Origin of the sequence: Nocardia amamiensis (genome assembly GCF_015477605.1) — a bacterium.
GTDB classification, from domain to species: Bacteria; Actinomycetota; Actinomycetes; order Mycobacteriales; family Mycobacteriaceae; genus Nocardia; species Nocardia amamiensis_A.
On the sequence record NZ_JADLQX010000002.1, the window covers coordinates 90598 to 105128 of the forward strand.

Annotated in this window: 10 protein-coding genes; 6 read left to right on the plus strand and 4 right to left on the minus strand. The window is 69.2% G+C overall.

All coding sequences use genetic code 11. From position 1 onward, the window contains the following. Positions 1-353 precede the first annotated feature (353 nt). From kdpF to IU459_RS02910, 4 genes are read left to right on the plus strand one after another with little or no spacing between them, the layout of a single operon-like run. The gene (gene kdpF / locus IU459_RS39605; protein ID WP_195128160.1) at positions 354-440 is read left to right on the plus strand and encodes a K(+)-transporting ATPase subunit F; all 87 of its coding nucleotides are present in this window, start codon (positions 354-356) and stop codon (positions 438-440) included. Then, positions 441-2111: a potassium-transporting ATPase subunit KdpA gene (gene kdpA, locus IU459_RS02900; RefSeq protein ID WP_195127879.1), complete on the plus strand. Its 1671-nt coding sequence runs from the start codon at positions 441-443 to the stop codon at positions 2109-2111. It abuts the gene before it with no gap. A 1-nt stretch (position 2112) separates the two neighbouring features. Beyond that, complete coding sequence (gene kdpB / locus IU459_RS02905) at positions 2113-4269, plus strand: potassium-transporting ATPase subunit KdpB (RefSeq protein WP_267469758.1); 2157 nt, start codon at positions 2113-2115, stop codon at positions 4267-4269. A gap of 1 nt (position 4270) precedes the next feature. Beyond that, positions 4271-5140 (plus strand): potassium-transporting ATPase subunit C, encoded by an 870-nt coding sequence (locus IU459_RS02910; RefSeq protein ID WP_195127880.1) that lies wholly within the window; start codon positions 4271-4273, stop codon positions 5138-5140. A gap of 214 nt (positions 5141-5354) precedes the next feature. Here the strand turns inward: IU459_RS02910 and IU459_RS02915 are convergent, their stop codons facing one another. After that, positions 5355-5984 (minus strand): MBL fold metallo-hydrolase, encoded by a 630-nt coding sequence (locus tag IU459_RS02915; protein ID WP_228837314.1) that lies wholly within the window; start codon positions 5982-5984, stop codon positions 5355-5357. Next, on the minus strand, positions 5978-7063 hold the full coding sequence (locus IU459_RS02920; protein WP_195127882.1) for an S-(hydroxymethyl)mycothiol dehydrogenase: 1086 nt from the start codon (positions 7061-7063) through the stop codon (positions 5978-5980). The genes IU459_RS02915 and IU459_RS02920 overlap by 7 nt, the downstream gene beginning before the upstream one ends. A 203-nt stretch (positions 7064-7266) precedes the next feature. Here IU459_RS02920 and IU459_RS02925 point away from each other — a divergent pair, with 203 nt between their 5' ends. Beyond that, entirely contained in the window at positions 7267-7716 is a 450-nt protein-coding gene (locus IU459_RS02925) for a DUF1707 SHOCT-like domain-containing protein (RefSeq protein ID WP_228837281.1), read from the plus strand. Between the two features lie 310 nt (positions 7717-8026). Here the strand turns inward: IU459_RS02925 and IU459_RS02930 are convergent, their stop codons facing one another. After that, the gene (locus IU459_RS02930; RefSeq protein WP_195127883.1) at positions 8027-9724 is read right to left on the minus strand and encodes a hypothetical protein; all 1698 of its coding nucleotides are present in this window, start codon (positions 9722-9724) and stop codon (positions 8027-8029) included. A gap of 433 nt (positions 9725-10157) precedes the next feature. Here IU459_RS02930 and smc point away from each other — a divergent pair, with 433 nt between their 5' ends. Next, the gene (gene smc, locus IU459_RS02935; RefSeq protein ID WP_195127884.1) at positions 10158-13778 is read left to right on the plus strand and encodes a chromosome segregation protein SMC; all 3621 of its coding nucleotides are present in this window, start codon (positions 10158-10160) and stop codon (positions 13776-13778) included. A 12-nt stretch (positions 13779-13790) separates the two neighbouring features. Here the strand turns inward: smc and IU459_RS02940 are convergent, their stop codons facing one another. Continuing rightward, positions 13791-13952, minus strand: a complete 162-nt coding sequence (locus IU459_RS02940; RefSeq protein WP_195127885.1) for a hypothetical protein — start codon at positions 13950-13952, stop codon at positions 13791-13793. Between the last annotated feature and the right edge of the window lie 579 nt (positions 13953-14531).

Consider the following 14531-nt stretch of genomic DNA (forward strand, 5'->3'; position numbering starts at 1 on the left):
CCCCGGCGGATGACCCCGGGCGTGCTGGAGCCGTCTCCGGCCTTCCACTTCTACCTTCGTAGCGGGCGCCGACCTCGATCTTTACGGTGTGTTGACAGTTCGGCCGCGTACTTTGACGCGATACTTGCGGCCTTGTCCGGCGTGTCAACGAACCGCAAATGCCGAGCACCGGGGCGTCAAGAAGTCGTCAGGAAGCGATCGCGGCCGCCGCGTGGACGCTTCACTTGCTCTGATGCGCCGAAGCGTCGGCGCGCGGATGGAGGTTGACGAGTCATGTCGGTCGTCGTGTTCACGGCGCTCACCGTCGCGGTGTTCGCGCTGTTGGGACTGGTGCAGCGCGGGGTGGAGAAGCTGTGACCGCGAATCTGATCGGTCTGGTTCTCGCTGCCGGTGTCGCGGTCTACCTGGTCGCCGCGCTGCTGTTCCCCGAGAGGTTCTGAGTGAGCACGACAACCGCGGGGATCGCCTTCGTGGCCTCCCTGATACTGGCGCTCGCGTTGGTGCATGTACCGCTGGGCGACTACATGTACCGGGTCTACAACGGCCGCAAGCATTCTCGCGTCGAGCGCGTCGTCTATCGCGCGATCGGCGCGCAGCCCGAGGTCGAGCAGACGTGGCCGGTGTACGCGCGCAGCGTGCTGGCCTTCTCGGCCGCCGGCATCCTGTTGCTGTTCTTCTTCCAACTGGTGCAAGGCAAACTGCCGCTGCACCTGAACGACCCGGCCACCGAGATGACGCCGGCGCTGGCCTGGAACACCGCCGTCAGCTTCGTGACGAACACGAACTGGCAGAACTACTCCGGCGAATCGACCCAGGGCCACCTGGTGCAGATGGCCGGGCTCGCGGTGCAGAACTTCGTCTCCGCGGCGGTCGGCATGGCGGTGGCGGTCGCGCTGGTGCGCGGGTTCGCCCGCAAGCACACCGGGGATCTCGGCAACTTCTGGGTGGACCTGGTGCGCGGCACGCTGCGCATCCTGCTGCCGATCGCATTCGTGTTCGCGATCGTGCTGGTCGCGGGTGGCGCGATCCAGAACTTCCACGTGTACGACCAGGTGGCGCAGACGCTGAACGGCTCCCAGCAGACCATTCCGGGCGGCCCGGTGGCCAGCCAGGAGGCGATCAAGGACCTGGGCACCAATGGCGGCGGCTTCTACAACGTCAACTCGGCGCACCCGTTCGAGAACCCGGCCTCGTGGACCAACTGGGTGGAGATCTTCCTGCTGTTGGTGATCAGCTTCTCGCTGCCGCGCACCTTCGGCCGGATGATCGGCAGCCGCAAGCAGGGTTTCGCGATCGTCGCGGTGATGGGGACGATCGCACTGATCAGCGTGACGCTGACCAACCTGTTCCAGCTCCAGCACCACGGGACCGTGCCGACCGCGATCGGCGCGTCGATGGAAGGCGTGGAACAGCGCTTCGGCGTGGCGAATTCGGCTACCTTCGCCGCCTCGACCACGCTGACCTCGACCGGCTCGGTCGACTCGTTCCACGACTCCTACACCAGCCTCGGCGGCCTGATGCTGTTGTTCAACATGCAACTCGGTGAGGTCGCGCCGGGCGGTGTGGGGTCGGGCCTGTACGGCATGCTGATCCTGGCCGTGATCACGGTATTCGTGGCGGGCCTCATGGTCGGGCGCACACCGGAGTACGTCGGCAAGAAGATCACGCCGCGCGAGATCAAGCTCGCCGCGTCGTACTTTCTGATCAGTCCGCTGATCGTGCTGGTCGGCACGGCCACGGCAATGGCGCTGCCCGGGCAACGGGCGGGCATGGCCAACTCCGGGCCGCACGGCCTGTCGGAGGTGCTGTATGCCTTCACCTCGGCGGCCAACAACAACGGCTCGGCGTTCGCGGGCCTGACCGGCAACACCGAGTGGTACAACACCGCCCTCGGCCTCGCCATGGTCTTCGGCCGCTTCCTGCCGATCATCTTCGTGCTCGCGCTGGCCGGTTCGCTGGCGCAGCAAGGCACCACTCCCGAGTCGATCGGCACCTTGCCGACGCACCGGCCGCAGTTCGTCGGCATGGTCGTCGGTGTGACGGTGATCCTGGTCGCGCTCACCTTCCTGCCCGTGCTCGCGCTCGGGCCGCTCGCCGAAGGAATCCACTGACATGGCCGGTCCCGTCATCGAAAAGAACGTCTCGGCGGAGGCCGAACACCAGAAGCCGCTGCGGGGCAAGGGCGTCCAGGCCGGGGTGCTCGACCCCAAAATGCTGCTGACCTCGTTGCCGGACGCGGTCCGCAAGCTCGACCCGCGCACCCTGTGGCGCAACCCGGTCATGCTGATCGTCGAACTGGGCGCGGTGTGGTCGACCATCCTCGCGCTGGTGGATCCGAGCTTCTTCGCCTGGGCGATCGTCGTGTGGCTGTGGCTGACGGTGATCTTCGCCAACCTGGCCGAGGCAGTCGCCGAAGGCCGGGGCAAGGCGCAGGCCGACACGCTCCGCAAGGCCAAGACCGACACGGTCGCGCGGCGGCTGGTGGACTGGTCGCCGGGCGGGCGGGTCGTCGAAGAGCGGGTCGCCGCACCGGAACTGCGCCCAGGTGATCACGTCGTGGTCGAAGCAGGCCAGGTCATCCCTGGCGACGGCGACGTGGTGGAAGGCATCGCCTCCGTGGACGAGTCGGCGATCACCGGTGAGTCGGCTCCCGTGATCCGGGAGTCCGGCGGCGACCGTTCCGCGGTCACCGGTGGTACCACCGTGCTGTCGGACCGGATCGTCGTGCGAATCACCCAGGAGCCGGGCCAGAGCTTCATCGACAAGATGATCGCCCTGGTCGAAGGCGCGAGCAGGCAGAAGACGCCGAACGAGATCGCGCTGAACATCCTGCTGGCGGCGCTGACCATCATCTTCGTCTTCGCCGTCGCGACACTGCAGCCGCTGGCGATCTTCAGCAAAGCGAACAACCCCGGGGTGCCGGACAGCTCAGCGCTGGACGTGCACGGCGTCACCGGCATCGTGCTGGTCTCGCTGCTGGTCTGCCTGATCCCGACGACCATCGGCGCGCTGTTGTCGGCCATCGGCATCGCGGGCATGGACCGCCTCGTGCAGCGCAACGTGCTCGCCATGTCCGGCCGTGCCGTCGAGGCAGCGGGCGACGTGAACACGCTGCTGCTGGACAAGACCGGCACCATCACCCTCGGCAACCGCCAGGCCTCGGACTTCGTCCCGGTGCCCGGCGTGAGCAAGGACGAATTGGCCGACGCCGCACAACTGTCCAGCCTCGCCGACGAGACGCCGGAGGGCCGCTCCATCGTCGTTTACGCCAAGCTGGCCCACGGGCTGCGGGAACGGACGCCGGGCGAGCTGACCCACGCGCACTGGGTCGAGTTCACCGCGCAGACCCGGATGTCGGGTGTCGACCTGGACGGCCGCCAGTTGCGCAAAGGCGCGGCGAGCGCGGTCACCGAATGGGTGCGTGCCAAGGGCGGTGCGGTGCCCGACGAACTCGGCGCGACCGTCGACGGCATCTCCGCCGCGGGCGGCACGCCGCTGGTCGTGGGCCAAGTCACCGACGGCGCGGCCCGGGTGCTCGGCGTAATCCACCTCAAGGACGTCGTGAAGCAGGGCATGCGGGAGCGATTCGACGAGATGCGCCGGATGGGCATCCGCACCGTGATGATCACCGGCGACAATCCGTTGACGGCCAAGGCCATCGCGGACGAGGCTGGGGTGGACGACTTCCTCGCCGAGGCGACGCCGGAGGACAAGCTCGCACTGATCAAGAAGGAGCAGGACGGTGGGCGGCTGGTCGCGATGACCGGTGACGGCACCAACGACGCGCCCGCCCTGGCCCAGGCCGACGTGGGCGTGGCGATGAACACCGGCACTTCGGCGGCCAAAGAAGCGGGCAACATGGTCGACCTGGACTCCGATCCGACCAAGTTGATCGAGATCGTCGAGATCGGCAAGCAGTTGCTGATCACTCGCGGCGCGCTCACCACGTTCTCCATCGCCAACGACATCGCCAAGTACTTCGCGATCATTCCCGCGTTGTTCGTGACGCTGTTCCCCGGGCTGGACCTGCTCAACATCATGCGGCTGGCCAGCCCGCAGTCGGCGATTCTGTCCGCGGTCATCTTCAACGCCCTAGTCATCGTCGCGTTGATCCCGCTGGCGCTGCGCGGCGTGCGCTACCGGCCGTCGAACGCCTCGAAGTTGTTGAGCCGCAACCTGACCCGGTACGGGCTCGGCGGCATCATCGCGCCGTTCCTCGGCATCAAACTCATCGACCTCGTGGTCCAATTCCTCCCCGGGATGTCCTGACATGCGCTATTCGACCTGGATCCGGCAACATCTCGCCGCGCTGCGCGCGCTGCTCGTGCTCACGGCGATCACCGGAATCGTCTATCCGCTCGCGGTTTTCGCGGTCGCGCAGCTGCCCGGATTGCGTGAGAAGGCAGACGGCTCGCTGCTCGACGCGAACGCGACGACCGTGGGCTCCAGCCTGATCGGCCAGTCGTTCACCGACGCCGACGGCGCCGCTCTGGTGCAGTACTTCCAGAGCCGTCCGTCCGCCGCAGGCGACGGGTACGACCCGCTGTCCACCGCGGCGAGCAACCTCGGCCCGGAGGACATCGTCGACACCGAGTCGCGCGAGAGCCTGCTGACCCAGGTGTGCGCCCGGAGCAAGGAGGTCGGCGACCGTGAGGGCGTCGACGGCAGCCGTCCGTTCTGCACGAAAGAAGGGGTGGGCGCGGTGCTCTCGGTGATCGGCCCACGTGACGCCGGCGGAGACGTGTCGCGTCCGGTGCAGGTGGTCAGCGTGAACGAGGCGTGCCCGGCGAAGCCATTCCTCGACGCCTACCGCGGCGTGCGGGTCGAATGCGCCGAGCCCGGCCAGGACTACTCGGTCGGCCGCATCGTGCCGATCCACGGCGACGCCCCCGTCGGCCCGGCGGTGCCCGCGGACGCCGTCACGGCGAGCGGCAGCGGGCTGGACCCGCATATCTCCCCGGAGTACGCGGCCATCCAGGTGGCTCGTGTCGCGAAGGCGCGCGGGGTCTCCGAGGAGCAGGTGCGCGATGTGGTGGACGAGCACACGAGCGGGCGGGCTCTGCAGTTCCTGGGTGAGCCGCGCGTCGATGTCCTTCAGCTGAACCTGGAGCTCGACCACCGCTATCCGTACCGCGGCTGATCGACTCCCTCCGCCGGGCGCGCCCGCGCCCGGCGGAGGGGCGGATCCCTGTCGGCCTCGAAGCCTTTGCGTACTGATCGTTGAGGACGCTCGGTTTTGTAGGTATCGGCCGCGTAGGCGCGACAGGGGACCGCGCTGATGGCTGTGAGCGGGGCCCGAGCCGCGAAAACCTCCCGGCGGACGACCGCGGGCGATGCCGTGTCGCCCGCGGTCGTCAGTGGCCGCGGGCGATCCAGTCGGCCAGTCCGGGTTTCTCGGCGCCGATGGTGGTGGAGTCGCCGTGTCCGGTGTACACCGTGGTCTCCTCCGGGAGTGTCAGCAGCCGATCTCGGATCGACTCGATGATCGTGCCGAAATCCGAGAACGAGCGACCGGTCGCGCCGGGTCCGCCGGAGAACAGGGTGTCGCCGGTGAATACGGCCTTCGCCTCCGGTACGTGCAGCGAGACGGATCCGGGGGAGTGGCCAGGGGTGTGCAGGACATGGATTTCGGTGTCCGCCAGAGGAATCCGCTCGCCGTCCGCGAGTGGGCGATACGCGGCGTCCGGATGGGTCATGCGCCAGAGTGGCTCGTCGCCGGGGTGCAGCAGGATCGGTGCGTCCAAGCGCTCGGCGAGTTCGGGAGCGACCGTCACGTGGTCGTTGTGCCCGTGGGTGCACACGATCGCGCGGACGGCCCGGCCCGCCACCGCCGCCACGATCGGATCGGCGTCGTGCGCGGCGTCGATCACGACCACCTCGGCGTCGTCGCCGACCAGCCAGACGTTGTTGTCCACATCCCAGGTGCCGCCGTCCAGGGTGAAGGTGCCCGAGGTGACCACACGGTCGATGCGAGCGGTCACCAGACCACCACCGAGCGCAGCACGTCACCGGTGTGCATCTTGTTGAAAGCGTGCTCCACCTCGTCGAGTCCGATGCGTTCGGTGACGAAGCGGTCCAGCGGCAGGCGGCCCTGGCGGTACAGATCGATCAGGGCGGGGAAGTCGCGTTCCGGCAAACAGTCGCCATACCAGGAGGATTTCAGCGCGCCGCCGCGGGAGAACAGGTCGAGCAGCGGCATCTCGATGACCATGTCCGGGGTCGGCACGCCGACGAGGACGACCGTGCCCGCCAGGTCGCGGCCGTAGAACGCCTGCTTCCAGGTCTCCGGCCGGCCGACCGCGTCGATGACGACGTCGGCGCCCCAGCCGCCGGTGTACTCCTGGATCTTCTGCACCACGTCCTCCGTGGTCGCGTCGACGGTGTGCGTGGCCCCGAATTCGTTGGCCCACGACAGCTTCCGGGCGTCCCGGTCGACCGCGATGATGGTCTTCGCTCCGGCTAGGCGTGCACCGGCGATCGCCGCGTCCCCGACGCCACCGCAGCCGATCACCGCGACAGTGTCGCCGCGTGACACGTTGCCGGTGTGCATCGCCGCACCCAAGCCCGCCATCACGCCGCAGCCGAGCAGCCCCGCCACCGCCGGGTCGGCTTCCGGGTCGATCTTGGTGCACTGGCCTTCGTGTACCAGGGTCTTGTCCACGAACGCGCCGATACCGAGGGCGGGCGTCAGTTCGGTGGCGTCGGCGAGCGTCATCTTCTTGCTCGCGTTATCACTCGCGAAGCAGTACCAGGGACGGCCGCGTTTGCATGCTCGGCACTCTCCGCAGACGGCGCGCCAATTGAGGATCACATAGTCGCCCTGTGTCACGTGGGTGACCGCGGCGCCGACGGTTTCCACCACGCCCGCCGCCTCGTGGCCGAGCAGGAAAGGGAAGTCGTCGGTGATCCCGCCTTCGCGGTAGTGCAGATCGGTGTGGCAAACCCCGCAGGCCCGCACCCGCACCACCACGTCGTGCGGTCCCGGATCCGGAATCACCACGTCGACGAGGTCGACCGGTGCGCCTTTGCTCCGGGCCACGATCCCACGCACGGTTTCCGACATCTGTGCCTCCTGAGCGAATTCACCGATGGCGCGGTCCGGCCGCTCGGCGGGCCCGCGAGCTGAACACCTGTCCATACTCCTGTACCCGATGCCGCGAACGCTACCGCCGGGCCGTGCGAAGTCACGCCTTTCCGTAGTGGAAGCCCGAAGAGTTGACATTCCACTTTGGAGGGTTATGCTTGGTTTATATTCCACTATGGAGCATGGAAACGTCGATAGGACCAGGCATGGACATCTCCACCGGCACCCGGGCTTCGAATGCCGAACGCGAGACCGTGGTGCGACTGCTCGGCAGGCACATGGCGGACGGGCGGATCGACGCCGCCGAGTACGACCAGCGTGTCGCCCAGGTGTACGCCACCACGATCCGTGACGACCTGCGCTCGGTGCTTTCCGATCTGCCCGAGCTCGCCAAGGACGCCGCCGAACCGGCCGGCCCACGGCCGCGCATCCCGATCTGGCAGCGCATCGAGGGCGGCACGTGGCTCGGCGTCAGCGTGCTCGTGCTGGTGATCTGGGCCGCGATCTCGGTCGGCGTCGGAGCGTTCACCTACTTCTGGCCGATGTGGGTGATCGGTCCCTGGGGTGCCGTACTGGCGTTCCGCGTGCTGACCGGCTTCGAGGGCGGTCGTTTCTGCCACCGCGCGAGCTGAGCCGGATTCGGCGCCGTCATTCGGATCACCCAATGGTGCCGACGAATCCTGCTCTACGTCGTGGACCCATAGCTTCGAAATAGCCCGCCTACCATTGTCTTCCCCTGGCGGTGCTGGGCGCGTCGTGTGCCGTTCCCGGCTTACCTCCCGCAGATGGCCGCAACCCGTCGGCTTCCAGCGTGGTCAACCGGCTGTGGTTGCGGTCGGAGCCAGCTGCGGGGCGTTTGTGGGATCGGCGGTAGTCATATGGTGGCTGGCTCTTCGCCTTGCAACCGCCATTTGACTCCGCTCGATGCCCGCATCTTGTGTTCTACCAGCTGCGCCGCGGGGTCCGCTCTTGTGACGGGGAGGGGTGATCGCGTCGCGAGCGCTGGTCAGCGTTGCGGCGTCGCGGCGGAGGGTGGTCGGGGGTTCGTTCGGTGGCTTGGTCGCCCGGTGCGAGTCGGTCGCGACGTGTGCGCTCGGGCTGGCCGCGTCCGCCCGTCCTCGAATCCGGATCTGGTGGCGCGTACGGGTTTCGCTGGCGCCGGGATTCTCGAGGCGATTGGTGGGCGTCGGCCTCGTAGTCCGATCGTTGGTCGGGACTCGGCGGCGGGCTGTATCGCCCGGCGTGCCGGTCATCGGCAGGTGGTTCGTCGGCCGGTTCTCGACGGCGGCGTCGCGGCAGCTCGGGACGCCCGGGGGTCGGACGCAAGGGTTGGCCGGGTTCGGCGGCGGATTGCGGAAACTGGCCACTGTGGCGGGCCGGATCGGGATTGCTGCGATGGCGGCGCGCCGAGCGGGAGGGCCTGTCGTCGTCGGACCGCTGCTCCGTGGCCCGGGAGGCGGCGCTGCGGGATCGCCGATCGACTTCGGCGCGGCGGGACGAGGACTGCGGATCGGCGGCTCTTCCGCGCGGCGAGCGGCCTTCCCGGTGGGGCGGCAGCGGCTCGACGGTGGCCGGAGGTCTTTCCCGGCGGCCGGGGAACCGGGCATCGCGGACGTCCGCGATGGACGTCGTACGAGGGTGTCCGTCCTCCGGCGATTGCCGATGCGGCGCCCCTGGCCGGAGCGGGAGCCCGGGCTGGAGTACGGGAAGTTCCCGGGTGACCTCAGAGGCGGTGACGCCCTTCTCGCGATAGGTCCCGGGAATGTCGTGGGCACGCAGCCATGCGCCCGGGTCATGGCGGGCGCCGGCGTCGAGCCACGGAATGGTTTCCTCGAGCAGGTCCAGCAGATCACCGGACCGATCGCCGAGCGCGGCGCGGATGCCGGGGAACGCGTCGGGTTGGAATGTCCACCGCCATTCCGACCGCGGATGGGGACCACCGGTCGCGCGGCCGTGCACCACGAGATCGCCGGTGCGGGCGATCTTGACGCGGATCGTCCGCGTGCTGGACTCGATGACGAGTTCGCCCGTTTCGGTGCGCGTGATCTGCTCGAGCTCGTCGTGGTCGTCGAGGTCGTCGTCGAGGTCGCCGCGGCGCGCCCACTTCGTCACGGCGTTCCAGGTGGACAGCAGTGAACGCTCGTCCTCGGCGCCACTGCGGCCGATCCGCAATGTCCGCGCAATCCCGGCGACGAGGTCGGGGCGCGGGGAATGCTCGGTGGGTTCGAACTGGTCGTCCGCCCCGACCGGCGGCATGGGCCCCGGCCGCGCCCGGCGACCGGGGCGCTCGCCCGGCTCGTCTTCCGGGTACTCCTCGTCTTGGGATCGGCGGGCCGGCCGGGAAAAATTCCCACGAATGGGAGCCTCGACCTGCTCGGATTCGTACTCCCACCCGCTGTCGGCACCGGGACGCGCGTCGTCGCCCTCCTGCTCCTGCATCCTCAACTTGATTTCGAACCACGCCGCCGTCATCGCCGCCGCGACGAACGCGGCGGCGATGACGACTTCTCCCCACACGTCGCTGAGCACCGCGCTCTTGCTGCGCTCGCAGGCATGCAGAAACACCAGGCTGCCCAGCACCAGCGCCGCGATGCGGGCAAGGCGGAACGCCGTGGGAGACCCTGGTGAGGGGGCAGACATGGTTGGTGCGCTCCAGAACGTGCCGCTGGCGAATCAGAGGGATCGTATGTGGCGGGACGGCGCGGCGTCAGTGCCAGTTCAGAACTGCTCGGCATCGGCGCGGCGCGGCCGGGCGGGAGTGCGGGAGGACGGCACACCGCCTCGGGTCTTTCCCGCGCCACGGCAGGACGGCCCCGTGATGTGTCATGCTCGCGTTGCGCAAGGTGGCCGAGCGCGGTAGACAGCGATACGGGCCGTCCCGCAAATCTGGAGCACATCGCAATGCGCGGGATCACCGGGCGAGTCGATAACCTACGGGTAGGGCTGAACTGCCAGTCGGCCGCACGCTGTCGGGCCTCGGACAGTTCCGGCACGTGACGGAATACCATGACTGGTCGCCGAAAGCGCTGTAGAGCACACCGGACGCGGGCGGTACACGGAAAGGTCGTCGAATTTGCACTTGAAGAGCCTGACGTTGAAGGGCTTCAAGTCCTTCGCGTCCGCGACGACGCTGCGGTTGGAGCCGGGCATCACGTGTGTGGTCGGCCCGAACGGATCGGGCAAATCGAACGTCGTCGACGCGCTCACCTGGGTCATGGGGGAGCAGGGTGCGAAGGCGCTGCGGGGCGGCAAGATGCAGGACGTGATCTTCGCGGGCACCGCGGGACGCGCCCCGCTCGGCCGCGCCGAGGTCACGTTGACGATCGACAACTCCGACGGCGCGCTGCCGATCGACTACGCCGAGGTGTCCATCACCCGGCGGATGTTCCGCGACGGCGCGGGCGAATACGAGATCAACGGCAACTCCTGCCGCCTGATGGACGTGCAGGAACTGCTCAGCGACTCCGGCATCGGCCGGGAGATGCACGTCATCGTGGGACAGGGCCAGCTGTCGGCGATCCTGGAATCGCGCCCGGAGGACCGCCGCGCGTTCGTCGAAGAGGCCGCAGGCGTGCTCAAGCACCGCAAGCGCAAGGAAAGGGCGGTCCGCAAGCTCGAGGCCATGCAGGCCAATCTGGCGCGCCTCACCGACCTCACCACCGAGCTGCGCCGCCAGCTCAAACCCCTGGGCAGGCAGGCCGAGGTGGCCCGCAGAGCGCAGACCGTGCAGGCCGATCTGCGCGACGCCCGGCTGCGCCTGGCCGCGGACGACCTGGTCACCCGCCGCCGGGAACTGGAAAGCCAGCAGAGCAAAGAGGCTTACGCCCGCGAGCAGCAGATCACCGTGCAATCCGAGCTGGACGCCGCCAACGCGGCGCTCGCGGAGCAGGAGTTCCAGCTGTCCCGGCTGACCCCGAGTGCCGAGGCGGCCGCACAGATCTGGTTCCAGCTCTCCGCGCTGGCCGAGCGGGTCAACGCGACCATCCGGATCGCGGGCGACCGGGCCCGCCACCTGGACACCGCGGTACCGGTCGGCACCGGTCGCGACCCCGAGCAGCTGGAAGCCGAGGCCGAGCGAGTGGAGGCCGAGGAGGCCGAGCTACGCGAGGCGGTCGAGATCGCCGTCGAGACGCTGGAGGCGGCCAGGGACCAGCTGGCCGAACGCGAACACGCCGCCAAGGCCGCCGAACAGGCGCATCTGGCCGCCGTGCGGGCAATCGCCGACCGCCGCGAAGGCCTGGCCCGGCTGTCCGGCAAGGTCGACACCCTGCGGGCCAGGGCCCAATCGGTGGACGCCGAGATCGCCAGGCTCTCCGCCGCCATCGCCGAGGCCCGGCATCGCGGCGAGACCGCGCAGGCCGAATTCGACACGGTGCAGGCCGAACTCGCCGAACTTGACGCAGGCGAAGTGGGCTTGGACGCTCAGCACGAGCACGCGGTGCAGGCGCTGGAACTGGCCGATCAGCGCGTCACCGAACTGCGCGAGCAGGACCGTGAGGCGAGCAAGCGGGTGGCGTCGCTGAGCGCGCGCATCGAGGCGCTCGGGATGAACCTGGCCCGGCGTGACGGTGTGGCCTGGCTGGTGGAGAACCGGGAACAAGGGTTGCTGGGCCCGCTCTCGGCGCTGTTGCGCCTGCACGGTGGCTACGAGGCGGCGGTCGCGGCCGCGCTGGGTCCGCTCGCCGACGCCATCGCCGCCGACACCGACGAGTCCGCGCACGCCGCGATCATGGCGCTCAAGGACGCCGACGCCGGACGCGCCGCCGTCGTGTACGGCGCCGCGGAGGCCGATCGGCCGCCGCTCGCTGCACTGCCTGGCAACGCCAGATGGCTGATCGATGTGGTGGATTGCCCCGACAGCGTGCGCGCCGCGATGGCCGCGTTGACAGCTGACATCGCCGTGGTCGACGATCTGCCCACCGCGCGGGCAGTGGTCGCGGCCCGGCCCGAAGTCCGCGTGGTGACCCGTGACGGCGACCTGGCCGGAAACGGCTGGCTGCTCGGCGGTTCCGATCGCGCGCCGAGTCAGTTGGAGATCCAAGCCGACATCGATGCGGCCACCGCCGACCTGGCCGCGGCGCAGCGGCGTGCCGAGGAGCTCGAGGCCGCGCTGTCCGGCGCGCTGGACGAGCAGGCCGACCGCAAGGACGCCGTCGATCAGGCGCTGCTGGCCCTGCACGAATCCGACCAGGCGTTGGTGGCGATCTACGAGCGGCTCGGCAGGCTCGGTCACACCGCCCGCACCGCGCACGCCGAGAGCGAGCGCCTGCTGGCCCAGCGCACCGACGCGGAGACCAGCCGGGAGGAGGCGCTCGCCTTGCTCGCCGACCTGGAGGACCGCCTCCGCCACGCGGAACTCGAACAGTCCGAGGTCGACACCGACGGCGCGGGCGCGGCGGGCACCGAGTCCGCGGGTCGCGTGCGGGAGGAGGCGGCGGCCGCGCTGGCCGAGGCGCGGGCCATGGAAGTCGAGGCCAGGCTTGCCGTGCGTACTGCCGAGGAGCGGGCGGAATCGGTACGTGGCAAGGCGGATTCACTGCGCCGAGCGGCGCGGGCGGAACGGGAGACCCGGGCGCGCGCCGAACGCGCCCAAGCCGCGCGCAAGAAGGCGGCCGAGGTGGCCGCCGCGGTCGCCGAGTCTGGTGCGAAGGTCGCCGCCGAACTGGAGAAAGTGGTCGCGGAGGCGGGCAGCCGCCGCGACGAGCTGGTGCGCAGGCGCTCCGAATGCGCCGCCCAGGTCGAGCAGGTCAAGGAGCGGGTGCGCGCGCTCGGAACGCAACTGGCTCAGCTCACCGACGCGGTGCACCGCGACGAGGTGGCCAAGGCCCAGGCGGCGCTGCGCATCGAGCAGCTGGAGGCGACCATCGCCGAGCAGTTCGGCATCGCGCTCGACGATCTGATCGCCGAGTACGGTCCCGACGTGCCGCTGCCGCCGTCGGCGCTGGAATTGCAGGAGTACGAGCAGGCCGCCGAACGCGGTGAAAAGGTCAGCCCGCCTGCTCCGATGCCCTTCGACCGGCAGACCCAGGAGCGCCGGGCCAAGCGTGCCGAGAAGGACCTCGCCACGCTCGGCAAGGTGAATCCGCTCGCGCTGGAGGAGTTCGCCGCGCTGGAGGAGCGCTACAACTTCCTGGCCACGCAGCTCGAGGACGTCAAGAGCGCGCGCAAGGACCTGCTGGACGTGGTCGCCGAGGTCGACGCCCGCATCCTGCAGGTGTTCACCGAGGCCTACGCCGACGTCGAGCGCGAATTCGTCGAGGTGTTCGCGAAGCTGTTCCCCGGCGGCGAGGGCAGGCTGCTGCTCACCGACCCGTCGGACATGCTCACCACCGGCATCGAGGTGGAGGCCCGCCCGCCGGGGAAGAAGGTCAAGCGGCTGTCGCTGCTGTCCGGCGGCGAGAAGTCGCTGACCGCGGTCGCGCTGCTGGTGGCCATCTTCCGCGCCAGGCCCTCGCCGTTCTACGTGATGGACGAGGTCGAGGCCGCGCTGGACGACACCAACCTGCGCCGCCTGATCGGCCTGTTCGAACAGTTGCGGGAGAAGAGCCAGCTGATCGTCATCACCCACCAGAAGCCGACGATGGAGATCGCCGACGCCCTCTACGGCGTCAGCATGCGCGGCGACGGCATCACCCAGGTCATCTCGCAGCGGCTGCGCGGGGAGAACCTGGCTCCGGTGGGCGCGGCGAGCTGAGCGGGCGGGCGGTCAGTCGCGGCGCGCGGTGAGTGTGACGGTGCCGGAGTCCAAGTCGATCAGCGGTGTGTCACCGGAGATCCGATCGTCGAGCTTCGCCGTCGCCACCCATTCCTTGCGCTCGTGGATGTGCTTGCGCGACGGGCCGAATATCTCGTCGACTTCCGCACCCACCGGGTTGCGCCGGGGACGACGGGATCTTCTACCGAAACGTAGCACCGTGCCCACGGTACGCCGGACGTGCCGAGTCCCTTTGTGACCAGGGAGAATGACGCGTCCGGCGGAGCATCCCGCCGCTCGGATGCCCCGCCGTGCGTGCTCCGTGCGCGGGATCAGTTGTCCGTGAGCCTCGATATGAGCTCATGGCCCGCCGGAATCACTTGCCGCACTCACCTTTCATTGCGCAACAGCGCTTCCACCGGACCGCCGGGTATCCGGCCGTGACGGCCGAGTAGCCAGCCGTGCGTGATACGTGGACACCGAATTCGCGTGGCTTCGATCCGAGCGAGCCGTCATGATCGTTGGCATGCCTCCGACGTGGGTGATCGTGTGGTCGGTCCGGGCTTGGACCGGGCCGTCAGGGTATCCCGGCCGTCATGGTCGGATACCGCGCACCGCGGGATATGTGGGCGGTCCCCGGCCTCGATCCGAGCGAGCCATCGCGATCGTTGCCACGCCTCCCTCGGCTCGGGTGACCGGTCCGGTGCTGTGCGGCGTGGTGTCGACCTGGTCGGTAGGCCGCGCCGGTACGGC

Bases quoted from the DNA above. Each gene is read 5' to 3' on its own strand.
- kdpB (WP_267469758.1), top strand. From the start codon at position 2,113: ATGGCCGGTCCCGTCATCGAAAAGAACGTCTCGGCGGAGGCCGAACAC.
- IU459_RS02910 (WP_195127880.1), top strand. From the start codon at position 4,271: ATGCGCTATTCGACCTGGATCCGGCAACATCTCGCCGCGCTGCGCGCG.
- IU459_RS02920 (WP_195127882.1), bottom strand. From the start codon at position 7,063: ATGTCGGAAACCGTGCGTGGGATCGTGGCCCGGAGCAAAGGCGCACCG.
- IU459_RS02925 (WP_228837281.1), top strand. From the start codon at position 7,267: ATGGAAACGTCGATAGGACCAGGCATGGACATCTCCACCGGCACCCGG.
- IU459_RS02930 (WP_195127883.1), bottom strand. From the start codon at position 9,724: ATGTCTGCCCCCTCACCAGGGTCTCCCACGGCGTTCCGCCTTGCCCGC.